Source organism: Pseudomonas fluorescens (genome assembly GCF_001307275.1).
Classification (GTDB): Bacteria; Pseudomonadota; Gammaproteobacteria; order Pseudomonadales; family Pseudomonadaceae; genus Aquipseudomonas; species Aquipseudomonas fluorescens_AA.
On record NZ_CP012831.1, the window covers coordinates 6,243,884 to 6,269,744 of the forward strand.

Here is a 25,861-nt window from a genome sequence, read left to right on the forward strand (position 1 = left end):
GAATGGCATTGCATTGAAAGTGTGGCCTGCGCGTAAATGCCCGGGCCACACTGCAATTCAAACCAATTCAGCTAAAGATGCCGGATTGAAGCCCTTCAAGCTTGCGTATTCGCCTTTTTCCACTTTAGTGGCCCAATCCGTGTCACTCAGCAGAACACGCCCTACAGCGATCAGATCAAACTCCTCGCGCTCCATACGCTCGATGAGCCGATCCAGACCCGCAGGGGCTGATCCCTTGCCGGCGAAGGCGTTAGTGACATCATTCTCCAGCCCAACCGAACCGACGCTGATGGTTGTGGCTCCAGTGACTTTCTTCGCCCAGCCCGCGCAGTTCAACCCGTTCTCACCGTCAATTTCGGGAAACTCAGGTTCCCAGAAGCGGCGCTGCGAGCAGTGCAGGACGTCGACACCGGCCTCGACCAGTGGCAACAACCAGTCCTCCATCACCGCTGGCGTTTCAGCAACGCGCACCCCGTAGTCCTGTTGCTTCCACTGGCTGACGCGCATGATGATCGGGAATTGCGGGCCAACAGCCTGGCGAACGGCAGAGACGACCTCACTGGCAAAACGCGAGCGTTCCTTGATTGTCGGGCCGCCGTAGCGGTCGGTGCGCAGATTGCTACCAGACCAGAAAAACTGATCGATCAAATAACCATGGGCTCCATGGATCTCGACGGTATCGAAGCCCAGTCGCTTGGCATCCGCTGCGGCCTTGGCGAACGCTGCCACCGTGTCGGCAATGTCCTCTTCACTCATCGCCACGCCACGCAGGTCACCTGGCGAAACAAGGCCCGACGGGCTTTCAACGGGAGCATCCGGCTCCCAGTCGTTGATGTAGCGCGTGGAGCCGGTGTGCCAGATTTGCGGTGCCATGCGCCCGCCAGCCGTGTGGACAGCATCGATCACGTTCTTCCATCCAGCCAGCGCCGCTTCGCCATGAAAAAAAGGAATGCCGGCATCATTGCGCGATGCTGGGCGATCAATCACGGTGCCTTCCGACAGAATCAGGCCAACACCTCCCTCGGCCCGGCGCCGGTAATAGGCAGTGCTCGCTTCACCCGGGATACCTTCGGGTGAGAACAGACGCGTCATCGGCGCCATGACAATCCGGTTTTTCAGTTCAAGCGACCGGATGGAAAAAGGACGAAATAAAATGCTGGTATCGGGGTTTGCCATCGGATGGACTCCATTTGCTTTCGGAAGCCATATAAGTATATTTTGTAAACCAAATGTCAATTAGGCACCTAGAGTCGCCTAGGTATACGTGAGGAAACTTCAATGCTGGAATTAAAGCCGCAATGTTTTTCGTCGGAGTGCCCAAGCCGGGCGCTGTTCGACCAAATCGCTGATAAGTGGTCGATGATGGTTCTGGCGGTACTCGATGACGGGCCGCATCGTTTTAACGCCATCAGACGTCGCCTGGAGGGCGTCACCCAGAAGGCACTTACCCAGTGCCTGCGGCGGTTGGAACGCAATGGTCTCGTCTCGCGCCAGATCATTTCGTTCTCGCCCGTGGCAGTGCAGTATGAGATCACCCCGCTGGGTCGAACATTGCAGCAGCCATTTCGCGAATTGCATAAATGGACGCTCGACAAACTGCCCGAAGTTGAAGCGGCCCGGTCGAAGTTTGACGAGGCCGCGGAGGTTAAGCTGGCGGAGTGATTCGGTTAGCCGCGCAAACTACAGTTTATAGTTCAATGTCATCAGTGCATTACGCGGCGCTCCATAACTGACAGTATCGAAATCGCCTTTCTGGGTTGCATATTTTTTATCAAACACATTGTTGACATTGATTGATAGGTCCATGTTCCTTGACAACTCATAACGCGCCATCAGTGACGTCAGCGCATAGGGGTCTTGTTCCGCTACCCTCGTGCTCGTACTGCTGCTCAAGAAGCGGCTTTGCCATCTGACGCCTGCGCCCAAAGTCAATTTTTCCAACATGCCGGGTAATTTGTACGTAGTGAACATCTGAGCGGTTGTGCGCGGTACCTGTGCGTTCAGCCTGGCGTCATTGCCATCCTTGGCTGTGAAAGCGGCGATGCCAGCGTAGATGTTCCAATTAGGAGCCACTTCACCCTGCAGGTCAAACTCGACCCCGCGGGATTTAGTACCATCAACACCTTTGTAAGCTTGCGCACCGCCTGGCGTAAGAAGACTGCCATCCGGTTGTGCAGCGTTGTCCAGTTCAGTGTCAAACAATGCGACAGACGCATTCAATCGCCCCTCCAGGTATTCAGCCTTGAGGCCAATCTCTTTCGTCTTGCCTTCCGTCGGCGTGAGGACATTGCCATTGCTGTCTCGGAACGATGTTTGCGGATTAAATATGCCGGTATAACTGATATAGACGGAGTACGTACTATCAATGTCGTATATCAGACCTGCATAGGGCGTGAACTCATTACTCTTTTTATAATTGAACGGCGTCCCACCTGCAGTCTCGTCGATCTCGTAGCGACTGAACCGTCCTCCGACAATCAATTTCAATGGGTCGGCCAATGAGAATCTCGCTGTACTATAGAAGCCGCGCTGTTTAACCTCGGTATCGGTCGGCATAGACGCCATTGCATCAAAGTCTGGCTTGGGGAAATGATTATTCCAATTGTAGATATTGCCGGGTGTGAACCCTACAAAAAAGGGACTGATATCGTCTTTGTTCGAGGTATACCGAGAACTCATAGCGCCCACTACCAGGTCATGTTGGCGCCCCATTAAATCGAAGGGACCGCTCGCCATCACATCAAAGGTGTTTTGCCGGCTTTTCCCTTTGCCGGCCAACGCAACCGGATAAGCACCATTAGGAAAAACGCCTAAGCCGGTATCCTGGTCGGGTGTACCAAACCCGCCCAATAACTGGGAGTCATACTTAGTGCGGTACTGGTTCACCACACCGCGGACTTTCCAACCGTTATCGAACCGGTGTTCAAGTTCGGCAAAAGCAGTCTGTCGGGTGCTGTCCCAGCGATTCCAGTCCGCGGCCAGGGATTTGGAGCGCGACCATTCTGCCTCTGAGCCGTTGCTGAACCATAGAGGAACACCGCCCCATGTCGGTCGCTCAGGGGAACTGTTCTGATAGTCATACCCAATATCCAAAGTGGTGTCTTCGGTGAGATCTGCCTCAATGACCCCATAGAACGCTTGCTTTTGTGTTTGGTAACCATCGATGTAGGAGTGACCATCGTTATTGACCCCGACCATGCGTGCACGGATACGACCGTCGGTTGTCAACGGTACGGAAACATCTCCCATCTCTCGGAAACTGTCCCAGGAACCCGCACTGATAGAGGTGGAAGCCGAGAACTCTGGCGTTGGTCTTTTGCGCACCAGGTTGACCGCAGCCGACGGATTGCCCGTGCCGGTAAGCAGCCCGTTAGCCCCGCGCACAATTTCGACACGGTCGTAAAATGCCGTTTCCAGGTCGCTGATGCCGCTGCCGTTTATGACGTCGCCAATGACGGCGGGTATGCCGTCATACTGGATGTTGTCGATCAGAAAGCCTCGGGAATAGAAACTCGTGCGTTGGCTATCCGATTGGTAAGGCGAGATGCCAGTCGTGCTCTCCAGTACCCCCTGAACTGAATCCAGCTTTTGATCGTCCATGCGTTGACGCGTTACCACGGAAATTGATTGCGGCGTCTCCCGCAACGTCAGTGGCAAGCGAGTCGCGGCCGTGGTCTGGCCGGTGGTGTAAAGCCCCGTCCCTTCCGTCGTGGTGGTATCGGGTGTCCTCGTCCCGCTTATCGTCACAGATGGGAGAATCATCACGCCTTGAGACTGAGTGTTCTCATCGGCTTCGACAGGGTCCTGCGCCATTACACAACTCGAACTACCTAAAAACACCAACAGCGCTGCAGTCACCGGATTTGTCAGCAAACGCTCAGGCACGCAAGGGCGCCGCTCACCGCAGTAAGTCAACGAACTCCACATCAGCCATTCCTTATCAAGAAAAAAACAGACAGCGGCCGACCGTCGAGAGACGGGTTTGAGAAAGGGCCGACAACTCAACCGGCACCAGGCCGGAGAACAGAAGTGACAAATCAATCTCAAGTGAAACTGATTTGCATTCGTTGTCGCGCAATCTAGCAACAAGCCGCCGTTGCCAGATATCGAAGGATGGCCAGATTATTTTCCAGTTCAGCCAATGTCAGGGATTGGCCGTTTTCCATCCGCCACGAGGATTGGTCAGGTTCGAATAGATCGCCTACGAGCCCTTACACGTCGTCAGGAAACAGGATCGACGGCACGGGCAATGACTCACCTGCGATAACAGCGCTGGCTGAGCGGGCGGAAAGATATTGCACAGGCGGTTTGCCTACGGTTTTGCGGAACATCGTGATGAAGCCGCTAGGTCCCTCATAACCGAGTTCCAACGCAACCGATTGGACGCTCTCGCCCTTGGTCATGCGTTGCAGCGACACAATTACATGCAATTGCCGACGCCAACGTCCAAAACTCATCCCTATTTCCTGCAGCAAAAGCCGACTCATGCTGCGCTCACTCATGCCAATGCGAGTAGCCCACTCGCGCACCGAAACCTTAAGCGCGGGGTCGGCCAAGAGCATTTCAGCGAGCCTGCGCAGACGCGTGTCGCGAGGCATCGGCAAATGCAGGTCCTCCACGGGGGCTGCCGACAATTCGTCCAATAACGTTGCGATCAGGCGGTCTTCACGCGGGACATTGATAGCGTCTCCCGAGAACCCTGCCGCCTTCAGCAGCAACTCACGCAACAGCGGTGATACGCCGATCGTGCAGCAGCCTCGCGGAAGATCCGGAGCGGCATCAGGTTCAACAAACAGGCAATAACATTCTGTCTCTCCTGAACCACGTGTCGCATGTGACAAACCACCGGGTATCCATACGGCACATTGTGGTGGAACGATCCAGACGCCCTCTTCTATTTCACAATTGAGGATGCCGCGCACGGAATAAAGCAGTTGCGCCTTACGATGTTGATGGCTGGCTTGCTCCCAATCCTTGCTCACCATCGAAGCGCTGAGGGCTACGACGGGCCGCGAAATGCTATCGACGTCCCATACGGCAATCCTGTCTTTTTTAGCAGTGTTCGCCATAACAGGTGTGCGCCCCACGCTAAGCCCTCAAAAAATGAAAATGGCTGTTTTGAACAATATTGTGGCCAGCCTGTGCAATTAAGCCGGATCGCTTGCAGAGTATCCTGAAACCGCAGGACATCACAGAGGTTTGGCAACGTGTCGAAGGACTATAGAAATGCGTATAGACGCCACACAATTTCCGTTCGTTTGGCTGCAAAAAACCACACCGGGCCATAGCCAGGATGAGTCACTTGCCGAGCTCGAAGCCTTGCTTGCTCGCAATGAGCCCTTCGTATTGATCAGCAATGAAGGTCTGGACAAGGAGCAACCGGAACACTCACCAGGGGAACTGAAACAAATAGCCCTATGGATGAAGCGCCACAAAAGCGAACTCAAGCGTTATGTCAAAGCCTCGATTCATATCGAATCAAGTCTCGCCAAACGGCTGGCAGGCAAAGCGTTCGCAATCGTGTATGAAAAATTCTGGGGTTATCCCATGCTCATCGCAACCACTGAAGATGAAGCCTTGGCGCTGGCGCGGAACTTATTGCAAGCAAAGGAAAAATAGCGGCGTCCCTGAACGCCGCTATTCATCAAGGGGGAGAACCCGTGATGTTTTATAGCAGCGAGATGGGGTAATTGATGAAAATCCGGTTTTCATCAAACTCATTAGTGCTGAAGTCCCGACGAATCGACGCATTGCGCCATTTCACGTTGAGGTTTTTCAGCGCGCCGCTCTGCACGGTGTAGGCCAGTTCGGTTTCGCGGCCCCACTCCTTGCCATCGTCGACCGTGGCGGTGTGCACGTTGTCGCCGCTGATGTAGCGGTTCATCAGGGTCAGGCCCGGCACGCCGACGGCGGCGAAGTTGAAGTCGTGGCGCAGTTGCCAGGATTTTTCCTTGGCGTTGTCATAGCTGGAGTTGTAGCTGTCGTTGGCCAGGGTGCCGCCGCTGGTGCCGTTGACGCGCATCCAGGCATCATCGCCGCCGACTTTCTGCAGGCCGACATAGAAGGTGTTGCCGCCGTATTTGGCCGAGAGCATGGCGAACGCGGTTTTGTTGTCCAGGTCGCCGGCCAGGGCGCTGCCGTCTTCCTTGCCGATGAAGTAGCCGAGGTTGGCGCCCAGGGTCCAGTCGCCGATGGGTTGGCTGTGGGTCAGGTTGAAATATTGCTGCTGGTAGATGTCGGACAGTTCCGCGTACCACACGCCAACCTGGGTGCGTTTTTCGTTGAAGGCGTATTCGCCACCGCCGAAGTTGAAACGATCGGAGGTGAACGCACCGCGGCCGTTCATGGACATGTCTTCCATGCTCGCGTCGTTGCGCGGGCTGTTGCCACGGAACTGGCCGCCGTAGAGGCTCAGGCCGTTGATTTCGGTGGAGGTCACCTGGCCGCCACGGAAGGTTTGCGGCAGGGAGCGGCCGTCGTCGGAGCGCAGGATCGGCAGCACCGGCATCCACTCGCCGACCTTCAATTCGGTCTTCGACACCTTGGCCTTCAGGGCTACGCCCAGGCGCCCAAAGTCATCGGCCGGGCGACCGTCGTCATGCACGGGCAGCAATTGCGTACCCGCTGTGCCGCGACCGCCGTCGAGTTTCACCGAGTACAGGCCCAGCACGTCCACGCCGAAACCGACCACGCCCTGGGTGAAGCCGGACTTGGCGTCGAGGATGAAGTTCTGGGTCCATTCCTCGGCCTTGCCCTGGGCATTGTTCGGGTTGGTGAAGTTGCGATTGATGTAAGCGTTGCGCAAATTGAGGGTGGCCTTAGTGCCATCGACAAAACCGCTATTTTGATCGGCTTGAACAACAGCTGACGAACCCGCGCAAAACGCAAGAGTCAGGCTGATAAGCGATTGATGTGCGGGCACGCTGCGGACAGTAACCGGGTAGCGCATGATGTTTCCTCACAATGAATTATTATTGTTTTTTGTTGCGATTTTTAGCTCGTGACAACGCATGCACAGACAGCCCGAAGAGCTAACTTCCGAGCGACCGAAGGGACTCCTTATCCAGCCCGTTATTGAGCAACTTGATAATTGTTTAATATCGCCTTAAGCAAAATCCGAGCGTGCGCAGACGCGAGCTAAACTCAATGCCTGTATGGGCACGCTCGTGAGAAATTGCGTGAGAACAACGACTGGAAAGTTAAAACGTACTCGAACGCTCGGCGATCAACCCGCACTCCCCGGCGTTTTGCACCGTGTGTATTCCAATTGATAGAGCGTGGTTTCCGGTCCTATCGATTGCCCCTCCAGCAGCCGTTGCAGCTCGGCCACAAAAGACTCGCCGGCGACGCGAACGTAATCAGGTGCACAACCTTCGATCATGACGATCCAGGCCGGTATCTGGGTGCCTTCGGCGCGGGCCTTTTTCTCTGCGGTTTCAACCTTGCTCACGGCCTCATCCGCCACACACAAATGCACGCCCGTAATACCCTGTTTATCCGCCAGGGGAGGCAGCACGCGTTGACGCAATGCGTCTGACACCGATTTATGCAGCCCTTCGACAACATCGAAACGGACCGTTAACAGATACGCGCCCTGCCCCACACCGCTGGAGTAAGTGACTGCGCAAATGGATCGCGCGACATTGCGATAGGACTTCACCGACTGCTGGGTCCATGCCGTCGGACTGTTGAGGCGCGATAAATAATCCTGCCCTCCCAACACCTGCACAGAATCAGCCTCATAAAGGTTGAAATAAGTCGGCCCGGCATCCAAAGCGACGTACCGGCGTCCCCGCAAAAAGCCCGGAATTCCAGCCCGCTCGGGCATGTGTTCACGGTTATGCCACTCATAGAACTCGTCCCGCGCTTCGGGCAAAAGATCATGCCAGATCGCGACTACACCTGTTCCTGCAAAGCTCATAGTGTTTTTCCTTTAGCGATAGTCAGTCAACATTGGGATGGCGCCCGGCGACCCATGCAGCCCCCATTTCAGCAACGTAAGGAACCACGGTCTGGAATTGTTCACCCAGCCCTTGGCCACCGACACGCATGGTGTCACCCGCCTTGAGGAATACCGGTGGTTTCTGCCCGAGCCCCACACCTGGTGGCGTACCGGTAATGATGACGTCACCCGGCAGTAGCGGCATGAAGCGACTGAGGTACGCGACAATATGGGCAACGCTGAAGATCATCGTACGGGTATTGCCGGTCTGGAAACGTTTGCCATTCACGTCGAGCCAGAGGTCAAGTGCCTGCGGATCGGCAATTTCGTCACGGGTGACCAGCCAAGGTCCCAGAGGTGCGAAAGAAAAACCGCTTTTGCCCTTGGTCCACTGGCCTTCGTACTCAAGCTGATAAGCCCGCTCGGACACATCATTGGCCAGGCAATAACCGGCAACGTGGTCCAATGCCCGCGCCTCATCGATCTGCCAGGCAGGCGTACCGATGACAATGGCCAGTTCGACTTCCCAATCCAGCTTCTGAGCGCCCGTCGGCAAGATGACCGGGTCATTGGGGCCGCTGATGGACGCGGTGTGTTTGTTGAAGACCACCGGCTGGCTCGGGATAGGTGTATTCGTTTCAGCCGCGTGATCGGAGTAGTTCAGACCGATGCAAATCAGGTTCGGTACGCTGCCTACACACGGACCAAGACGTGTGCCTGGCGCCACCACTGGCAGCTTTTCAACGTCAACCGCGCGCAACTTTTCAAGCACTGACGGGCTCAGGGCCGATGCATCGATGTCATCGACAATGCCCGAGAGGTCTCGAACGATCCCTTGCGAATCCAGGATTCCCGGTTGTTCCTGCCCCGGTAAACCAAAACGAACTAAGCGCATTTGTTACTCCTCCAGCGTTGAGAAATGGACAGACAATGAGCCTGCTTCGCCGAACTGCACATGCAGTGGCTGGTTAACGGGCACATCGAGAACACCTGCATAGGACCCGGTGATAATCACCTGCCCTGCTTGCAGCCCTATCCCTTGTGTAGACAGAAAATTGGCCAGCCAGACGATCGGCAACAACGGATCCCCGTCCGGATGTCGACCCTTGATTTTCAGGGGCTCCGACGTTGCATCGCTCAAGGTGATAGCCAGTTCAGAGGGCATGCTGGCAGGGTTCGACAGCGTGATTGGCGCCCCAAGTACCAGGCCGTGATTGAATAGACCATCCGCGAGCAATTGCTCGAACGGCAGTGTCTGTGGATGGGTATAACGGCAATCGATCACTTCCAATGCCAAGCGCACGTCGCTGATCGCAGCAGCGATCTGTTCAGCGGTATAAGGCTCGACACGTGCCGGCAAATCATGGGCCAGGACGCACGCCAGTTCGGGCTCGATGCGCGCCTTATCGGCGTCAGCGGCCAGTCGGTAACGTTCGCCTTCTACAATGCTGTCGCTGTAGATCGGGGCTACGATCCACTTGCCAGCCGGCGGTAACGCACACTTCCAGCCTCCCACGGTCTTTCCAGCCAATGGCCCCACGCGTTGCTGGATGGCAAAACCTTCTGCGAGGCTGCCTGGCAGGTTCTGGTCAGGCAAGGATGCCAGCCGCCCCCCCTCCAGCCGTGCACGGACCAGAGCGGCAGCGGCGACTTCCAGCTCCGATCCTGCCTTGGCCCCTGCAGGTGCGAGTTGGCTCATACGCTCTCCGAATGCACGTTGTTCTGGCGCGGCCAAACCGTACCCAGCTTGTTGGCGGCCTCTTCCAGCAGGGCATGCAATTCGTCATAACGCTCGGGCTGCATGCGCAACACCGGACCGGCGATACTCATCGTGCCGACCACAGTGCCGGATGGAACCAGCTTGACCGGTACGGCAATCGCCCAGACACCCGCCTCGGCCTCTTCAATGACCAAGCCATACCCGCGCTTCCGGGTCAGTGCCAACTCGGCCAACAAGCCTTCGATGCTGTTGATCGCCTTCGGCCCGTGTCCCATCCCTGTGTCAGCTTTCCCCAGCCCGCTACGCAACGCATGCTCAATGGCCTGCTCATCGGACATTGTTGCCAGCCAGGCTTTGCCATTGGCGGTTGCATAGAGATTGATCGGTTTATCCATGGCCGGCGAATACATAAGCCCTGGCGCGGCGCCTTGGGCCGAAGACAACCAGGACAAGGTGCCCTCGTTGACCACCGTCAGCCGCACCAACTCATGACATTGAACAGCCACTTGCTCGATGATCGGCTGGACCAATTCAGGCAAGCCGATGCCATGTAAATAACGCTGCCCCAACAGTGCCAGCTTCAGTGTCAAGCGGTACTGCGACGTGGCTTCATCCTGCTCCGCCCACCCTTGCTCGACTAACTGAGCAAGCACTCGATGGGCGGGGCCCTTCTCCAAGCCCAGCTCGGCTGCGATATCGGACATCCGCATCCAGCGAGCCTCGCGGGCCAGCAGTTCAATCGCCTCCAGGCAACGGTCAACAGCACCTTTAACGACTCTCATATTTTTCTCGACTTATCTTTGACAATGAGGTGGATTCGAGCAACATTGTTCGTACTGGAACCGTGTTCCAATAATATGCAGGCGTCCCCGGATAAGTCAAACCCGCTTGCACCGGGTTGGCCTGATCGAGACAGAGCGGGCCACGCAGCCGGGTCTCCGGGACGTGGGACGCCTGACAGAGATAAAAACCGAACGCTTCGGCGTCCGGCTCTTTATCCATAGACAAGCGCCTGTGCATGTTCAATCTTTGCGGAAGAACGCCCAATGCCTCTCACCACCCTGCCTTACCTACAGAAGTCCGCGGGCAGCAAGATTGTGCATCATTGCCCGCAAGCCGAAAGTCCAGGGCGCAGCCTCATGGCTGTAGGTGACGGTGTTGCGCAGCGTGCCCAGCAACGGACTCCCGATGCTGACCTCGTCACCCTGCTTATGAGTAAAGCCGCTTCCCGGCTCCTCGCGATCCTGGGTAGGCGCAAACAATGTCCCGAGAAAAAGCATGAAGCCATCCGGGTACTGGTGATCACCGCCAACCGTCTGGGCCACGAGATCCAGCGGGTCACGGCTGATCAGGGCCATGGAACTGCTGCCTTCCAGCGTAAAGCCATCATCGCCCCGGACTTGCAGATCCACGACGCAGTTGCGCACGTCATCGAGCGTAAACGTTTCATCGAACAGACGAATGAACGGGCCGATCGCACAGGACGCATTGTTGTCCTTGGCCTTGCTCAACAGCAGGGCGCTGCGGCCTTCGAAATCACGCAAATTGACGTCATTGCCCAAGGTGACGCCATGCACTTGGCCTCGACTGTTCACCGCCAGCACAATTTCCGGTTCCGGATTGTTCCATTCAGACTTGCGATGAATGCCGATTTCGCTGCCACTGCCCACTGCGGCCAGAACCGGTGCCTTTGTGAAAATCTCCGCATCCGGACCGATACCGACCTCCAGGTATTGCGACCACATACCCTGCTTGATCAGCACAGCTTTAAGACGCATCGCTTCTGGCGAACCCGGTTTGATTGCCCGCAAATTATCGCCGATGGCTTCTTGCACCAGACGGCGAACACTTTCGGCTTTGGCAGCATCGCCTCGGGCCTGCTCCTCGATGACCCGCTCGATCATGCTGGACGCGAACGTCACCCCGGCCGCCTTGATGACTTGCAGATCTGCTGGAGGCAGCAGCGATGCCTTGCCGGGATCGGCATGGCTGCCGGTGTTCCCAAGCAATTGTTCGACGGTCCCGATGTACCTGCCTGGCGCCTGACGAACAACCAACAACGGCGAGGTGTGTTCCAGCAGTTCGCTGATTGTCGAAAAGGTTTCAGAAAGATCGAACACACCTTCATCGCGCAGCACCACCGGCGAGGGGCCGGCAATCGCCCCCGGGATCCAGGCACGGCCGATCAGCGTTCCGGCCAGGCCATCCACTGGCAGGGTGTTTTCGCGCGTCAGTTTCAAATTCGCCATGGAGCTTCCAGATCAGTTGGTCATCAGAGCCGTAAAACTAATGGACTGCCCCCGTAAATCCCAATGAAAGAATCTCACTCATCAATGCTGTTTCGTTATCGACAGACAAGGCCTTAACCGATGGAAAATGACCAAATTACTTTTGCCAGTGTCTCCCGATGGCTGAAGATCAAACATTTGGTACTGGTCAATAGCTTGGCCAAGACCCGCAACATGCACACAACCGCCGAACACATGAATGTTACGCAGCCGGCCATCAGTAAATTGCTGCGCGATCTGGAAGTTCTCCTCGGTTTTCCGCTGTTTGAGCGTCAAACGCGTAGTCTGGTTCTTACCGAACTAGGGGAATTCGTAGCCCGTTTTGCGCGTATCACCTTGGAAGACACGGAGTCGTTCGTCGACCAAGTCAACAAACTGCGAAAAGGCGGGCATGGTCATTTAAAAGTCGGCACCATTTTCGCCGCGACATCCGTGGTGCTGCCTGAAGCCATTGCCAGCATCAAACGCGAGCGCCCCCTCCTCTCTATCGAGGTGATCGAACAAACCAGCAACCATCTGCTGGAAATGCTCGAACAAAAGAAACTCGATCTGATCATCGCGCGCTTCACGGATGAAGATTGTCAGCCGTTCGAATTTACGTCGCTGGGACCCGAACCCTTTTGTCTTGTCGTGAACAGCACACACCCTCTGTGCGATCTTGAGGAGGTCCCCACTGAAGCACTCAGTGAATGGCCATGGGTCATGTATCCCTTCAATACGCCGATCCGACAACGCATGGAGCGCGCTTTCAGGACGTTCAAGATCGCCCCGCCGGCCAACACGGTGGAGACCATTTCGATGCAAACCTTCCTGCAGTTGCTTCAGTCCGGGCCAATGCTCGCCATGCTCCCCGAGTCCATGGTCCAGTCACAGCTGCAAAACGGCCAGCTTCAAATCCTCAACACGCCCTTCAAAGTTGAATCCCAGGATTACGGAGTTATCACTCGCAAGGATGAGCCCCTGTCAGAGCCGACACGGACGTTTATTGCGACCTTGCTGGCGTTCGCCAAACAGCGGCAAACGGCTACAGAGAAGAGAGACCGCAGCCAGTTCAGAAAAAGTCGATGAGGCAAAGTTATCGAGCAATCGAAAGCTCTCATTAGGCAGCCATTTCCATGAATCCTATAGTGCCGGCACAAAAGTGCGGCGCTATTAGCGACCGCCCACCACCCAGCAGCCCGTGAGGATGCGATGGAACTGATCATGAAAACCGGCGCAGCAGCTGTGCTGCGTTTGAATCCGCTGGACGATGTGCTGATCGCACGCCGGCCGCTACTCGCTGGCGAAGTCCTTGAACAGGAAGGCGTGACCATCCGGCAAGCGATCGTGCCGGGCCATAAAGTGGCTTCCCGACGTATCGAAGCCGGTCAACCAGTAAGACGCTATGGGCAAATCATTGGTTTTGCTGTTGTCGACATAGAAGCAGGCGAGCATGTCCATGTGCACAATCTGGCCATGGGGGAATTCGCTCGAGATTATGCTTTCAGCGTCGATGCGAAGCCCAACACCACGCCCAGTGAAGCCCCGTCGTTCATGGGTATCGTACGCCCGGATGGACGCGTCGCGACGCGCAACTACATCGGTATTCTTACGTCCGTGAATTGCTCTGCCACAGTCGCCCGGGCCATCGCCGATCATTTTCGTCGGGACATCAATCCCGCCGCACTGCAAGCGTATCCAAACGTCGACGGTGTTGTCGCCCTGACACATTCCGCCGGCTGCGCCGTTGATCCAGCGGGCGACGGTTTGAGCATGTTGCGCCGGACATTGGCCGGCTATGCGACCCATGCCAACTTTGCGGCCGTGCTGGTGATCGGGTTGGGCTGCGAGACGAACCAAATCGACTCATTACTCACAACCCAAGGACTCACCCGCAGCAATACCCTGCGCACGTTCAACATCCAGGACAGTGGCGGTACATCCAAGGCCATCGCCAGTGGCATTGACCACGTGAAGCAATTGCTTGGCGAGGCCAACCAAATTCAGCGTGAACCGGTCAGCGCTCGCCATCTGACCGTCGGGCTTCAGTGCGGCGGCTCGGATGGCTACTCCGGCATTACTGCCAACCCTGCGCTGGGCAACGCGGTGGATCGCCTGGTCGCCTGTGGCGGCACCGCGATTCTCTCCGAAACCCCGGAAATATACGGTGCCGAACACTTGCTGACACGGCGGGCTGTCAGCCGTGAAGTCGGCGAAAAACTCATCGCTCGCATTCATTGGTGGGAACAGTACTGCGAGCGTATGGGGGCCGAACTAAACAATAACCCCTCTGCCGGCAACAAGGCCGGTGGCTTGACCACCATCCTGGAAAAATCACTGGGCGCCGTGGCAAAGGCTGGCTCGAGCAATCTGATGGATGTCTACGAATACGCCCAGGCCGTCACGGCCAACGGGCTGGTTTTTATGGACACCCCTGGCTATGACCCGGTCTCTGCAACCGGTCAGGTCGCCGGTGGCGCGAACCTGATTGCGTTTACCACCGGGCGCGGATCGGCCTATGGCTGTGCCCCTGCCCCGTCAATCAAGCTGGCGACCAATAGCGCCTTATGGGCGCGTCAACGTGAAGACATGGACATCAACTGTGGCGAAATAGCCGAAGACACGTTGACCATCGAGGCGTGCGGTGCAGCGATCTTTGAAACCATGCTGCGCATTGCCTCGGGCGAACGCAGCATGAGCGAACAACACGGATACGGACAAAACGAGTTCGTGCCTTGGCAGATCGGCGCCGTCACCTGACTTTCAGTCCTGGGGACGCCTTGCCCCTCTATCACATGCACTTTCAACCTGGAGACAACCATGTCCCTCATCACCGGCCAGAACTTTATCGGCGGTCAGCGCAGCGCCGTCGGCAGCATCATCGTCAAGAGCGTGGATGCCAGCACGGGGGAAACCTTACCCTATGCGTTCCACCAGGCGACTGCGCAAGAAGTCGAGGACGCGGCTCATGCAGCCCGCAATGCTTTTTCCAGCTACCGCACCCTGAGCGCGAACAAACGGGCTGAATTTCTCGATGCCATTGCGCAAGAGCTAGACGCTTTGGACGATGAGTTCATTGCGCTGGTTTGCCGGGAAACAGCACTGCCTGTCGCTCGCATCCAGGGCGAACGCGCACGTACCAGCGGTCAAATGCGCTTGTTTGCAAACGTGCTGCGGCGTGGTGACTTCTATGGGGCTCGCATCGACCAGGCGTTGCCCCTTCGCACACCGTTGCCGCGCCCTGACCTGCGCCAGTACCGCACCGCAATCGGTCCGGTCGCTGTGTTTGGTGCCAGTAATTTCCCGTTGGCTTTCTCCACGGCGGGCGGCGACACCGCCTCCGCGCTTGCGGCGGGTTGTCCAGTGGTATTCAAAGCCCACAGCGGCCACATGGCGACTGCTGAACAGGTCGCCAACGCGATTATCCGGGCGGCCGAGCGCAGCGGCATGCCCGCGGGTGTCTTCAACATGATTTATGGCAGTGGCGTAGGCGAAGCCTTGGTAAAACACCCGCTCATCAAGGGCGTTGGCTTTACCGGCTCGCTCAAAGGTGGTCGAGCGTTGTGCGATATGGCCGCCGCTCGCCCCGAGCCCATTCCAGTCTTCGCCGAAATGTCGAGCATCAACCCGGTCGTGATCCTGCCTGAGGCACTCTCGCGTCGAGCCGACAGTATCGCTCACGACCTTGCCGCCTCGGTGGTTCAAGGTTGCGGGCAGTTTTGCACCAATCCCGGGCTGGTAGTGGGTATTCGCTCGGGTGCTTTCACTGCTTTTCAGGACCGAGTGGCAGCGTTGATGAACGACCAACCGGCACAGACAATGCTCAATTCGGGCACCCTGCGCAGCTACGCGGCTGGCTTGCAGAACCTGCATGCGCACCCCGGCATCGTGCACCTGGCTGGCAGCGACCAGCAGGGGCACCAGGCCCAGCCACAGTTGTTCAAGGCCGACGTTGCGTTGCTGTTTAACGGCGACAAGGTTCTTCAAGAAGAAATCTTCGGCCCCACGTCCATCTTCATCGAGGTCGCTGACCAGGCCCAACTCAATGCTGCCATCAATGCCCTTCACGGACAATTGACCGCCACCTTGATTGGCGAGCCAGAAGACCTTACGCAATTCGCAGAGCTGACTGCTTTGTTGGAGACGAAGGTTGGTCGCATCCTCATCAATGGCTACCCAACGGGTGTCGAGGTCTGCGATTCAATGGTCCACGGCGGCCCTTACCCTGCCACCTCCGATAGCCGTGGCACCTCGGTCGGCACCTTGGCCATCGACCGCTTCCTGAGGCCAGTCTGCTTCCAGAACTACCCCGACGCATTGCTTCCCGATGCGCTCAAGAATGCGAATCCGTTGAACATTTCGAGGCTCGTCGACGGCTGTCTCTCGAGAGATCGCTTGTAGTTGGCAAATGTGAAAGGCGGCGTACGACGACGGTAAAACCTGTCGTTGGCGTCATCGCTCTCCCTAGGAAGCCATAGTGCCGAGAGCTTGACGCTTCGCAGCCTGTTCATCCTCTTAACAACCATTCGCTCTATTGCATGAGCGGGTTCCAGCGTGCTCGCTCGGCGGGCCGACGCTCCCCGCAGATAACCAGCGCCATGCCTTGATCGGCCAAAGGAACGCCCTTGACAAGGTGGCGAATCTGGTAACAGAATTACTGATGGAACGACGTTACAATAACAACAATCGAGAATCCGGAGACATGTCATGAGCCAAAGCATTCAAGGCGATCCACACTCCAAGCGTCAGTCTAAAAAGGCCGCAGCGAGCGGCTGGATAGGCTCGGCGCTGGAGTATTACGACTTTTTTATCTATGCCACCGCGGCAGCGCTACTTTTCCCACAGCTGTTCTTTCCGTCAGACAACCCAACGGTTGGGATCATCATTTCGCTGGCCAGCTTCGGCGTTGGTTATATTGCCCGACCGATAGGCGCTGTGGTCTTAGGGCACATGGGCGACCGACACGGGCGCAAGACGGTGCTCGTCTACTGCATGTTCCTGATGGGCGCGTCGACGATGTGCATCGGTCTGCTTCCTACCTATGCACAGATTGGTATCTGGGCTCCTGCCCTATTGATACTGTTGCGCCTGATTCAAGGTTTTGCGGTCGCGGGTGAAGTGTCTTGCGCCAGTTCCATGACCCTGGAACATGCGCCTGATGGGCGTCGCGGTTACTTCGCAAGTTTTACCCTTCAAGGCGTCCAAGCCGGGCAACTGCTAGCCGCCGCGGTTTTCCTGCCTCTTGCCCAGTTCATGCCAGCCGATCAGTTTGCTTCGTGGGGCTGGCGGATTCCATTCCTGCTCAGCGCAGTGGTGCTCGTCATGGGGTGGATCATCCGGCGTCAGGTTCATGAGGCTCCGATCTTCACTGAGGCGCAGACACAGACCGAGCCCCGTAAACTACCTGTGATCGAAGTGCTCACGCAGAGTTGGGGCGATCTGCTACGTGTCATCTGCATGGCGCTCTCCGCGGTACTTGCAATCGTCGCCTCTGTATTCGGTGCGACCTACGCAGTGCAGCCCGCCTACGGCATTGGATTTCCTTCTGGCTTATTCATGTGGATACCAGTGCTAGGCAATATATGCGCAGTTATCCTCATTCCCTTCGTTGGTAAGCTCTCCGATAGAATTGGCCGCAAGCCTCCGGTGATTGTTGGCGTTCTATGCGGCGGCATATTGTCATTTGGCTACCTCTATGCGATCAGCATTCACAATATGTGGCTTTCGCTGGTTCTATCGCTGCTCATGTGGGGTGTGGCTTACCAGGGCTTTAATGGTGTGTTCCCGAGTTTGTTTCCGGAACTGTTCCGTACACGGGTACGTGTTACCGGCATGGCCATTGGACAGAACATAGGCGTGGCATGCACAGCGTTTCTGCCGGCCCTTTTCGTATCTGTTGCGCCTCCCGGTAGCGATAATATCCCTCTAAAAATCGGGGCATTGACTTTTGGCATCTGTTTAATCTCCGCTATCGCCGCTATTACTACCCGGGAAACCTTCCGGATTCGTCTGAAAGACCTCGGTGACCCCAATGCTGTCCCGATGTCAGAGGAGGAGTACGAACAGGTGCGGGAAAAATCCAATCCCAAGTCAAACGCCAATGCCTCCGATCAAGCATTCAAAAAATCAGCGCCGGTGATGCGCTCCTGACGACCGCCCCCTTCACCACCGCCGCGCTGCTCAGTTTTTCTGCACAGCGCTTCGAGCAGCACGGCAGTGGATATGCACGCTCTGTCAGGGGGGATTCTGATATCTGCATACCGGCAACTGGCGTGCAATAGCCAATGACAAGTAGGTTGACATGCATCCACGCATCACAGGCACCACGCGTATATATGGATTGATCGGTGATCCACTCAGGAGCGCCAAGTCTCCAATGCTGTTGAATAAGTTGTTTGCCGAAGCACAGGCTGACGCCGTCTGCATTCCATTGGAGATAGGTACGGGGGACCTGGTTGAGTTTGTCAAAGGCGTGCGAGCCGTGCGCAACCTCTCTGGACTTCTGGTGACCATGCCGCACAAGCAGAGCATGCTGGACATCGTGGATGAGCTCCACCCTACTGCGCGCCAGATCGGCGCAATCAACGTCGTTCGTTGTGACAATGACGGGCGCTGGGTGGGCGCCGTATTCGACGGACTGGGCTGCGTAGCGGGCATGCAGCGCCACGGAATTTCCCTGGTGGGGAAATCTGTTCTGCTTATAGGCGCTGGCGGCTCGGGACGGGCAATCGCGTTTGCCGTTGCCGCTGCTGGCGCACGATCATTGGTCATTTCAGACCTGGATCCGCAGCGCGCCTCGGACCTTGTACACCGAGTTGCCAAAGAGGGTCCGTGCGCTGTGTATACAGGCCCAGCTGACCCAGCAGGTCATGACATCGTGATCAATGCCACCCCACTCGGCATGAACCCTGATGATCCAATGCCTATAGACGCAACGCGGCTGGACCCAGCGACGGTGGTGGTCGATATCATCACCAGGTCCGAGCCGACTGCCTTGCTGCTTGAGGCGCAATCGCGCGGCTGCCAAACCCTTGATGGCCAGCCGATGCACGTAGGCCAAGCCCTGCTGGCATTGAGTTTTCTAGGTTTCGAAGATATCGAGCGTCGCTACTCGACTGAATTGTAAGGGTCCGGTACAACCTACCCTGCCTCCCCTCTTCATAACCCGAACCAAAACGGTTAACGATGTGCACTGCCCCGGCATGTGCACATTTTCGTGCGCCTGTTGAAATTGCACCTCACCTCAGACGCCACACGTCGCCATCCAGTAAAACGAAACCAACTTCCGTTCGTAATCACGTCGTGCTAGCCTACTACGCACCCTCGGAAACGTGGCTCGTGCGCTGTTATATTCGGGCTTGATCCGCACCCCGAGGGCACCGGCAAGTTCGTCAAACATATTTGTTTATAAGGAATGAATGTTTGAAAGTCGTTCTTCTGGAAGTAAGCCACTGGCACACCCCGCTCTACCTTGATGCCCTTGAGCGTCTGCCCGATGTGGCCGTCACGGCGGTATCCGACGCCACAGGGTCGCGTGGTCCCGCCCTCGCCCAGCGCTTTGGAGCGCGACGCTACGATCACTGGAAAACCCTGCTCGATAACGAAGAGGCTGATTTTGCCTTCGCCTTTGGCCCGCACGACGAGTTGTATGCCATGGGCAAGGCATTGGTCGCGCGCAACATTCCGTTTGCGATGGAGAAGCCCTGCGGGCTTACCCAGCATGAAGTGCTGGACCTGCACCAACGCGCCGAAGCCGCCGGCCTGTTCGCGGCGGTGCCGTTGGTTTGGAGGCACAGTGAATTACTGAACCGCGTCAAGCATGCGGCGTTGCAGAGTGGTGCCAAATGGAGAACCCAGTCGTTTCGATTCAACGCCGGCCCGCCCGGACGCTACTTGACGAACAGTTGCGCCTGGATGCTTGACCCGAAACGTTCGGGTGGCGGATGTACGATCAACCTTGCCCCTCATTTCGTCGATCTGGCGCAGCAAATGTCCGGAGAGCGCATATGCAGCGTGTCCGCCGTCATGCATCGCGATCCGCAACTGGCCGCCGTAGAGATCGCCTCAATGATGACTCTGGTGACCGAGAGCGGCTGCATCTGCACCATCGAAACTGGCTACAATTACCCGGCTAACACGCCCGAGCAACGGGAGTACTCGTTTTCATTGTCAACCGATCAGTTCTACGTGCGCTCGACCCCGGATGGCTTGCGGCTGATCGACGCGGTTGGAGCGGCAAGTGACCTGACCATGAGCCTGAACTCTGACGTGTATTACGACAATTTCGTAACCGATGTCCTCGCCCCTGGCCGTGAGACAGCGTATACCGGTGCCGGACTTGCAACCATGCACCACGTCATGCGCATCATCGAGGCGGCCTATGAGTCAGACCGCCTCGGCGGCATTCCCATCACACTCCAGTACCCCTGACACGACGTTGGCTGGCCATTGCTGGCAAAAAAGAGGATTTAAAAATTGTCACACATTGGCCGCTACTTCAACACCTTGGAACTGCTGCTGTCCCACCCGGACGGTCTCGCCCTGTCTGAAATCGGCGAGCGAACCCAAGTTGCCATGGCCACGGCCCACCGCATATTGAGCGCGCTGCGAGAAAGAGGCTACGTTTACCAGGACGAACAGGATCATTACCGCCTGACGCTGAAAATCCCCAGCATGGGCGTGAACTTCATCTCTGAAACGGGCTTCGCCAGGATCATGCAACCCTTGCTCAACGAGCTGGCCAGCGAAACCGGCGAGCACGTCCGGTTGGCGGCAGTTGCAGAGGATCACCTGACCTGGGTGCTGCAAGCCACGCAAAACACCAGAGGGCTGCAGTACCGCCGAGCCCTGGATGAAAAAATCATTCCCCACACAACCGCGGCGGGCAAAGTATGGCTTTCCACTATGCGAGATGAGCGCGCCATGCGAATTCTCGCCGCCTGGGACATCGAGAACAGCCGAGACTACGCCGGGCCCAATGCGCGCGTTTCGATTCGCGACATCTTTGATGACATCGCTCAGATCCGCAAAGACGGACACGCAGTCGTTCGAGAAGAAGGTGAAGTGGGCGTGTGTGTCGTGGCGGTTGCTGTATTCGATACCTCGCGGCCAGACAACTCGGGCCCGGTGGCCACCCTGAGCGTCGCCGGTCCCATCGCACGCATGCGGGAGGAAACCCTGAGTGCTCATATCGAACATTTGAAGCGCTCGGCAATCAGGGTAGGCGAATGCTGGTCGCTCTGGTCTTCGGTCAGTGGTGATGATTCGCTACCTCTGCGGTAGTACCGCATACACCGTCGCGATCATGACCGGCTCCATCAGGCCGAAGCCTGCGTCCCCCCCATGATCGCGCGCGTATTGCTGGTGTAAACGCTGTCACCTGGACCCGTTGCGGGCCTCAAGGGCTACTTGAACTATCCGGTCGCAGGCGGTAGCGACAAGCGACCGGTGGGCGATTACGGAATTTTCCAGCCCTTGGCACGCAGATCCTGCACACCCTTGTTCAGCTCATACAAAGCATTTTCTTCGCGGATGATTTCCAGTACGCAGTTTTCAATACCGCAGGTCGCGTGAACAGCCTCTCCCAACCCGATAAAGTCCACTACACCGGTGCCGACTGGATCATGCCCCCACACGTCCGTCCCCGTATCGGACACATGCACAAAGTCGATGCTGGCGTGATAAGCCAACAGACTCGCCACCGGATCTTCACCGATGTAAGCCGCATTGGCGATGTCGTAAACGACCCTGACCACATCGTCGTTGAGGGTACTTACAACCTTCGCCAGTTCCGGCATGGTGGGGGTAAAGCAATACGGAGTGTTTTCCAGCAGTAAGCGTACGCCAGCCTGTTTCGCCAGCGGAATCAGGGCAGCCAGGCTTTCGTACATCCAATCGTAGGTTTTTTCGAGCGGCGGGGAAATCATTGGGCGCCTGGTGCCGGGGGATATCACCACCTCCTGAGTACCCCAAGCGGCAGCCAAGTCAATGACCGACTTGATGTGCTCGATGCTCTTCTGGCGCATATTCGCGGCGGGACTGGCCAGATTGAGGTCATAGCCGCCGGCGTTGAGGGACCTGATCTTCGCACCGTATTCATGAAGACGCGCGCTTGCGGCAGAACGGTCTGCGGTCGAGAGCTCTACCGGCCAGCAATGTGGCGAGCTGACGGGGACTTCGAACACGCGATGCCCGTGCTCGGCCAACTGCGCAATCGCATCAATTGCCGTGGATGACCACAGATAGGAAAACGTGCTGATGATCATATCGAAACATCCTTTCAGTTGAGTATTCGCTGGAGTGAAGCGGGCCATTCGTATTATGGATTTTGTACCTGACCACTATCGCTAGCTGAAAAACGCGACGATGGATGAATCTGGATAGCGACAGCCACTTAGTGGCAAGGGTATTTGACTGCAAAAAACGATAACGGAATCAAATTCCATTGTCAATTTGATTGCAAAGCGAAATCTATTTTCGTACTTTACAAGCCTCTTTTACCTCAATGTCTAACTATAAGAAGGAGTGCCCAATGAGAGCTTTGGTCAGTGGCGGTAGTAGCGGTATCGGTGCGTCTGCATGCCTGAGGATCGCGGAAGCGGCCCTTGCTCGAGGCTCGCAGCCGAAAATTGCGGTATGCGGGCACACACCCACTCCTGCTCAGGAAGAAGTCGTTCGATCCATCGAGGCCATGGGCGGCATCGCCATCGCACTGTTAGGAGATCTCGGCGACCCAGAGGTCCCAAGCCAACTTGTGGCAGCTGCAGTAGCGGAATTCGGCGGGCTCGACGCGCTGGTTGCGAATGCCGGCATCGCCAGCCCTGGCGCAATCTGTGATTTGTCCATTGCGGACTGGGACGACATGTTCTCCGTCAATCTTCGCGGCGCATGGCTGCTTGCCAAGGCCAGCTACCCGCATTTGCGCGAGAGTCGAGGCTCGGCGTGCTTTACCTCATCGATGTCTGGCCAGACTCCCCATGCTGGCTCAGGCGCGTACAGCCCCACCAAGGCAGCCTTGACAATGCTGGCCCAGACGCTCGCGCTGGAGTGGGCTCCTGACGGGATCCGTGTCAACGTGGTGTCCCCAGGAATGACCCGTACGCCGATGTCGGAAAAAATGTATACCGACCCCCAGATCAAGAAAGCACGGGAAGCAATCATTCCGCTGGCGAGAATCGGTGACCCCTTGGATATCGCGAACGTGATCGAATTTCTCATCAGCCCCTTATCGGCATATGTCACGGGCCAGGATATATGTGTGGATGGTGGCTTCTCCAAATCGATACTGAGCCATATCCCTGGGCGACCGAGCTCCAAGTCATAAGCACAATTGCTTTAAAGTGAGTTCAGCACTCAGGTCGGATGGTGTGTCGACCAAACGACGCGAGCTGAGTGCAAGCGAGGCCGTACGGGCTTAAGGGTTACGTGCGGCTTCGACCGACAGCACCACTCATCTAAGGCGAGCCCCTTCCCCACACCACAATTGATCAACGCGTCTCTGCAACTATCGACGATCGGCCAAGCGCCATCGATACTGCGCAGGTTCCTATAGCTTATGACTCCCCAACCCCAAATACCGCTGCGGTGCCACCTTGCGCAGTCGCGCCGCCAGAAACACACCCGCCAGCAAGGCGGCGGGAATGATCGCGCAGAGGCCGTATGACAAGGCCTTGCTGGCGCCGGTCAGCACATCGAAATGCACCACCGCGATGACCAGGACCGCCAGTAACGCCACGCAAGAAAAGCCAGGGAAAATCCGCCCACGCCAGATCCCCAGCTTGAGTTCGGGGTGGCGCTGGGCAAAGACCCAGACCGCTGCGGAAGTCAGCGCCATCAGCAAGATCACGCACAGCGTCGCCAGGTTGGACAGCCAGGCGAACAGTTGCAGGATCGGATCGGCATCCATGGCGGCGAAAATCAGTACCACCACGGCGGAGATCAAGCTCTGCAATGCCGAGCCCATGTGCGGGCTCTGGTGGACGCGATGGGTGGTGCCCAACCGGCTGGGCAGCAAACCATCACGCCCGATGGCGTAGAAGTAGCGGGCCGCCGCGTTGTGGAACGCCAGCAGCCCGGCATAGATGCTGACCATGAACAGCACGCGGATAACCTGGGTCAGGTGTGGGCCGACAAAATGGTCGGACATGCCGTAGATAAACGTCGTCGGGTCCTGCAAGGCCTGAAGCGTGGAAACGATTTTGTCCGCCCCCACGCCAATCACCATCGACCAGACCGACAGCGCGTAGAACCCGCCGATCAGCAAAACCGAACAGTAGGTGGCAATCGGGATCGTGCGTTGCGGGTTCCTGGCCTCTTCGCCATAGATGGTGGTGGCCTCGAAGCCGATGAACGCCGCGAAGCAGAACAGCAAGCCGATGGACGGCGTGCCGCTGAACACGTGGCTGCGATCGAACGCATCGAGATTGATCCCACTGTCGCCACCGGTCCTGAGAATGGCGAAATCCAGGAGCAGGATCGCCAGGTATTCGGCGATCACAATGACCGACAGCACCCGGGCGGACAGATCGATCTTGCGGTAGCCGAGAATCGCAACGCTGGCCATCGCCATCAACGAGTACGACCACCAGGGCAATACCAGGCCGAAGACGCTTTCCATCGTGCCGCTGACCACGCCGCCGAACATCCCATACAGCCCGACTTGCAGAATGTTGTAGGCAAACATCGCCAGCACCCCCGCCGCGCCACCGGCCAGGCCACCCAGGCCGCGAGAAGTGAAGGCATAGAAACCGCCGGCGTTGGTCACATGCCGGGACATGGTGGTGTAGCCCACCGAGAATGCCAGTAACACCAGCAAGGCCAGGATCAGCAAGGCCGGTGTGCCAGCGCCGTTGCCCAGCATGATGCCAATGGGAAAGCCACCGGCGATGACGCTCAAGGGGCTCGCCGCTGAAACCACGAAGAAGATGATGAAGCCGACACCCAGGGCCCCACGCTTGAGCTCCGTGGAGCTGTTGACCGGGAGAGGTACACTCATGTTTTCTTGACCTTATTGTATGAGGCAGTCGCTGTAGGATCGGTGCAGTCAATCGCTCGCCGTCACCGGATAGCGTTATTGATCATGTCGCACGCTGGACTCGATCCTATGCCTCTCCCCGAACGCCCCATTAGCCCAAATCGGTAATCGGCACATTCCCCTCGAAAAAGCCCGCCGTCCAGCTGCTCTTGCCTTATTGCAAGGCGATACGCGCCGTCAGTTCCGACGCCGCGCCGGTGACCAGGTCGCACAAGTAGCCCTGCTGGAACGCATGGAACCGCTCGCTACGCCCCACCAGGGTCATGCTCCCGAGTACTCGGCGCTTTTCGTCGAAGATCGGTGCCGCGACGCCACTGCGTCCCGGGTACAGCTCGCTTTCGCTGATGCAGTAGCCTTGCTTGCGGATGGCGAGCAGCTCCTTGGTGAACGGTTTCCACTCCAGCCCCTGATGCAGCACTTCGGCGGGCTTCGCATGGACGTCATAGATGCGGCGGATCTGGCGCGGCAGCAGATAGGCCAATACGACCCGAGCGGTCGCGCTGTGAAAAAGATCGATCGGCCGCCCCCGGTCGCCACCCACGGGGCCGGCGTCGGAACCCCGATGGATCAGCACGTTGACCACTGAGTCGCCATGCCATTCGCTGACCAGTGCGTCCAGGCCCGTGTCGGCCACCAGTTTGTCCACCAGGCCCCGGCTGCAGGCCAGCAATGGATCATAGTGGGCCATCTGATGCTCCAGCGTGACGATCCGTGGGCCAAGTGCGTAGCCGCGGGGTAATCGCTTCAAGAAACCCGCGTCGCCGAGTTCGCGCAGATAACGATAGGCGGTGGCGGGTGTGTAGCCGAGCTCCCGACAAATCACGTCCACATCGATGACCGGCTGTTCAGGGCGAAACAAGTCGAAGACTCTGAGCAGGCGACGAAGGCTGTTCATCTTT

22 protein-coding genes are annotated in these 25,861 nt (G+C 57.3%); 10 read left to right on the plus strand and 12 right to left on the minus strand.

The window, feature by feature from the left end; translation table 11 throughout:
• Positions 1 to 57: 57 nt before the first annotated feature.
• Entirely contained in the window at positions 58 to 1,176 is a 1,119-nt protein-coding gene (locus tag AO356_RS27425; RefSeq protein ID WP_060742478.1) for an NADH:flavin oxidoreductase, read from the minus strand.
• 102 nt (positions 1,177 to 1,278) lie between these two features.
• Between AO356_RS27425 and AO356_RS27430 the strand changes: the two genes are divergently transcribed.
• Entirely contained in the window at positions 1,279 to 1,662 is a 384-nt protein-coding gene (locus tag AO356_RS27430; protein WP_060742479.1) for a winged helix-turn-helix transcriptional regulator, read from the plus strand.
• A gap of 18 nt (positions 1,663 to 1,680) precedes the next feature.
• Here the strand turns inward: AO356_RS27430 and AO356_RS27435 are convergent, their stop codons facing one another.
• Both AO356_RS27435 and AO356_RS27440 read right to left on the minus strand, forming a co-directional pair.
• Positions 1,681 to 3,927 carry a TonB-dependent siderophore receptor gene (locus tag AO356_RS27435; protein ID WP_109791122.1) on the minus strand — a complete coding sequence of 749 codons (2,247 nt, stop codon included), beginning with the start codon at positions 3,925 to 3,927 and terminating at the stop codon, positions 1,681 to 1,683.
• A gap of 284 nt (positions 3,928 to 4,211) precedes the next feature.
• Positions 4,212 to 5,069, minus strand: coding sequence for an AraC family transcriptional regulator (locus AO356_RS27440; protein WP_060742480.1), 858 nt, complete (start codon positions 5,067 to 5,069; stop codon positions 4,212 to 4,214).
• A gap of 157 nt (positions 5,070 to 5,226) precedes the next feature.
• Between AO356_RS27440 and AO356_RS27445 the strand changes: the two genes are divergently transcribed.
• On the plus strand, positions 5,227 to 5,619 hold the full coding sequence (locus AO356_RS27445) for a hypothetical protein (RefSeq protein ID WP_060742481.1): 393 nt from the start codon (positions 5,227 to 5,229) through the stop codon (positions 5,617 to 5,619).
• Between the two features lie 49 nt (positions 5,620 to 5,668).
• On the opposite strand, the gene AO356_RS27450 is transcribed toward AO356_RS27445, so the two are convergent.
• The 6 genes from AO356_RS27450 to AO356_RS27475 form a co-directional block, all read right to left on the minus strand.
• Positions 5,669 to 6,949 carry an OprD family porin gene (locus AO356_RS27450; protein WP_060742482.1) on the minus strand — a complete coding sequence of 427 codons (1,281 nt, stop codon included), beginning with the start codon at positions 6,947 to 6,949 and terminating at the stop codon, positions 5,669 to 5,671.
• A 276-nt stretch (positions 6,950 to 7,225) separates the two neighbouring features.
• Positions 7,226 to 7,921, minus strand: coding sequence for a DUF4286 family protein (locus tag AO356_RS27455; RefSeq protein ID WP_060742483.1), 696 nt, complete (start codon positions 7,919 to 7,921; stop codon positions 7,226 to 7,228).
• A 22-nt stretch (positions 7,922 to 7,943) separates the two neighbouring features.
• A complete protein-coding gene (locus AO356_RS27460; RefSeq protein WP_060742484.1) occupies positions 7,944 to 8,837 on the minus strand; it encodes a fumarylacetoacetate hydrolase family protein in 894 nt (297 codons plus the stop codon).
• A 3-nt stretch (positions 8,838 to 8,840) separates the two neighbouring features.
• The gene (locus tag AO356_RS27465; RefSeq protein WP_060742485.1) at positions 8,841 to 9,641 is read right to left on the minus strand and encodes a fumarylacetoacetate hydrolase family protein; all 801 of its coding nucleotides are present in this window, start codon (positions 9,639 to 9,641) and stop codon (positions 8,841 to 8,843) included.
• On the minus strand, positions 9,638 to 10,444 hold the full coding sequence (locus AO356_RS27470) for an IclR family transcriptional regulator (protein ID WP_060742486.1): 807 nt from the start codon (positions 10,442 to 10,444) through the stop codon (positions 9,638 to 9,640). Before AO356_RS27470 ends, AO356_RS27465 begins: the two co-directional genes overlap by 4 nt.
• A gap of 288 nt (positions 10,445 to 10,732) precedes the next feature.
• Positions 10,733 to 11,911: a fumarylacetoacetate hydrolase family protein gene (locus tag AO356_RS27475; RefSeq protein WP_060742487.1), complete on the minus strand. Its 1,179-nt coding sequence runs from the start codon at positions 11,909 to 11,911 to the stop codon at positions 10,733 to 10,735.
• Positions 11,912 to 12,031: 120 nt separating this feature from the next.
• On the opposite strand from AO356_RS27475, the gene AO356_RS27480 reads away from it, so the two are divergent.
• The 7 genes from AO356_RS27480 (at position 12,032) to AO356_RS27510 (ending at position 21,211) form a co-directional block, all read left to right on the plus strand.
• Positions 12,032 to 13,018, plus strand: coding sequence for a LysR family transcriptional regulator (locus tag AO356_RS27480; RefSeq protein WP_060742488.1), 987 nt, complete (start codon positions 12,032 to 12,034; stop codon positions 13,016 to 13,018).
• A gap of 123 nt (positions 13,019 to 13,141) precedes the next feature.
• On the plus strand, positions 13,142 to 14,689 hold the full coding sequence (locus AO356_RS27485; RefSeq protein WP_060742489.1) for a UxaA family hydrolase: 1,548 nt from the start codon (positions 13,142 to 13,144) through the stop codon (positions 14,687 to 14,689).
• 60 nt (positions 14,690 to 14,749) lie between these two features.
• A complete protein-coding gene (locus tag AO356_RS27490; RefSeq protein ID WP_060742490.1) occupies positions 14,750 to 16,330 on the plus strand; it encodes an aldehyde dehydrogenase (NADP(+)) in 1,581 nt (526 codons plus the stop codon).
• A gap of 306 nt (positions 16,331 to 16,636) precedes the next feature.
• Positions 16,637 to 18,079 carry an MFS transporter gene (locus AO356_RS27495; protein WP_060742491.1) on the plus strand — a complete coding sequence of 481 codons (1,443 nt, stop codon included), beginning with the start codon at positions 16,637 to 16,639 and terminating at the stop codon, positions 18,077 to 18,079.
• 151 nt (positions 18,080 to 18,230) lie between these two features.
• A complete protein-coding gene (locus tag AO356_RS27500; protein ID WP_060742492.1) occupies positions 18,231 to 19,055 on the plus strand; it encodes a shikimate dehydrogenase family protein in 825 nt (274 codons plus the stop codon).
• 296 nt (positions 19,056 to 19,351) lie between these two features.
• Entirely contained in the window at positions 19,352 to 20,359 is a 1,008-nt protein-coding gene (locus AO356_RS27505) for a Gfo/Idh/MocA family protein (RefSeq protein ID WP_060742493.1), read from the plus strand.
• Positions 20,360 to 20,404: 45 nt separating this feature from the next.
• A complete protein-coding gene (locus AO356_RS27510; protein WP_060742494.1) occupies positions 20,405 to 21,211 on the plus strand; it encodes an IclR family transcriptional regulator in 807 nt (268 codons plus the stop codon).
• Between the two features lie 173 nt (positions 21,212 to 21,384).
• Here AO356_RS27510 and AO356_RS27515 read toward each other — a convergent pair whose 3' ends face one another.
• Complete coding sequence (locus tag AO356_RS27515) at positions 21,385 to 22,194, minus strand: sugar phosphate isomerase/epimerase family protein (RefSeq protein WP_060742495.1); 810 nt, start codon at positions 22,192 to 22,194, stop codon at positions 21,385 to 21,387.
• Between the two features lie 266 nt (positions 22,195 to 22,460).
• Between AO356_RS27515 and AO356_RS27520 the strand changes: the two genes are divergently transcribed.
• The gene (locus AO356_RS27520; RefSeq protein WP_060742496.1) at positions 22,461 to 23,252 is read left to right on the plus strand and encodes an SDR family NAD(P)-dependent oxidoreductase; all 792 of its coding nucleotides are present in this window, start codon (positions 22,461 to 22,463) and stop codon (positions 23,250 to 23,252) included.
• Between the two features lie 222 nt (positions 23,253 to 23,474).
• Here AO356_RS27520 and AO356_RS27525 read toward each other — a convergent pair whose 3' ends face one another.
• Complete coding sequence (locus AO356_RS27525; RefSeq protein WP_060742497.1) at positions 23,475 to 24,923, minus strand: APC family permease; 1,449 nt, start codon at positions 24,921 to 24,923, stop codon at positions 23,475 to 23,477.
• A gap of 193 nt (positions 24,924 to 25,116) precedes the next feature.
• Positions 25,117 to 25,857, minus strand: coding sequence for an IclR family transcriptional regulator (locus tag AO356_RS27530; protein WP_060742498.1), 741 nt, complete (start codon positions 25,855 to 25,857; stop codon positions 25,117 to 25,119).
• Positions 25,858 to 25,861 lie beyond the last annotated feature (4 nt).

Excerpts from the sequence above, each read along its gene's own strand:
- AO356_RS27425 (WP_060742478.1), bottom strand. The coding sequence starts at position 1,176 with ATGGCAAACCCCGATACCAGCATTTTATTTCGTCCTTTTTCCATCCGG.
- AO356_RS27430 (WP_060742479.1), top strand. The coding sequence starts at position 1,279 with ATGCTGGAATTAAAGCCGCAATGTTTTTCGTCGGAGTGCCCAAGCCGG.
- AO356_RS27435 (WP_109791122.1), bottom strand. The coding sequence starts at position 3,927 with ATGTGGAGTTCGTTGACTTACTGCGGTGAGCGGCGCCCTTGCGTGCCT.
- AO356_RS27440 (WP_060742480.1), bottom strand. The coding sequence starts at position 5,069 with ATGGCGAACACTGCTAAAAAAGACAGGATTGCCGTATGGGACGTCGAT.
- AO356_RS27445 (WP_060742481.1), top strand. The coding sequence starts at position 5,227 with ATGCGTATAGACGCCACACAATTTCCGTTCGTTTGGCTGCAAAAAACC.
- AO356_RS27450 (WP_060742482.1), bottom strand. The coding sequence starts at position 6,949 with ATGCGCTACCCGGTTACTGTCCGCAGCGTGCCCGCACATCAATCGCTT.
- AO356_RS27455 (WP_060742483.1), bottom strand. The coding sequence starts at position 7,921 with ATGAGCTTTGCAGGAACAGGTGTAGTCGCGATCTGGCATGATCTTTTG.
- AO356_RS27460 (WP_060742484.1), bottom strand. The coding sequence starts at position 8,837 with ATGCGCTTAGTTCGTTTTGGTTTACCGGGGCAGGAACAACCGGGAATC.
- AO356_RS27465 (WP_060742485.1), bottom strand. The coding sequence starts at position 9,641 with ATGAGCCAACTCGCACCTGCAGGGGCCAAGGCAGGATCGGAGCTGGAA.
- AO356_RS27470 (WP_060742486.1), bottom strand. The coding sequence starts at position 10,444 with ATGAGAGTCGTTAAAGGTGCTGTTGACCGTTGCCTGGAGGCGATTGAA.
- AO356_RS27475 (WP_060742487.1), bottom strand. The coding sequence starts at position 11,911 with ATGGCGAATTTGAAACTGACGCGCGAAAACACCCTGCCAGTGGATGGC.
- AO356_RS27480 (WP_060742488.1), top strand. The coding sequence starts at position 12,032 with ATGGAAAATGACCAAATTACTTTTGCCAGTGTCTCCCGATGGCTGAAG.
- AO356_RS27485 (WP_060742489.1), top strand. The coding sequence starts at position 13,142 with ATGGAACTGATCATGAAAACCGGCGCAGCAGCTGTGCTGCGTTTGAAT.
- AO356_RS27490 (WP_060742490.1), top strand. The coding sequence starts at position 14,750 with ATGTCCCTCATCACCGGCCAGAACTTTATCGGCGGTCAGCGCAGCGCC.
- AO356_RS27495 (WP_060742491.1), top strand. The coding sequence starts at position 16,637 with ATGAGCCAAAGCATTCAAGGCGATCCACACTCCAAGCGTCAGTCTAAA.
- AO356_RS27500 (WP_060742492.1), top strand. The coding sequence starts at position 18,231 with ATGCATCCACGCATCACAGGCACCACGCGTATATATGGATTGATCGGT.
- AO356_RS27515 (WP_060742495.1), bottom strand. The coding sequence starts at position 22,194 with ATGATCATCAGCACGTTTTCCTATCTGTGGTCATCCACGGCAATTGAT.
- AO356_RS27520 (WP_060742496.1), top strand. The coding sequence starts at position 22,461 with ATGAGAGCTTTGGTCAGTGGCGGTAGTAGCGGTATCGGTGCGTCTGCA.
- AO356_RS27525 (WP_060742497.1), bottom strand. The coding sequence starts at position 24,923 with ATGAGTGTACCTCTCCCGGTCAACAGCTCCACGGAGCTCAAGCGTGGG.
- AO356_RS27530 (WP_060742498.1), bottom strand. The coding sequence starts at position 25,857 with ATGAACAGCCTTCGTCGCCTGCTCAGAGTCTTCGACTTGTTTCGCCCT.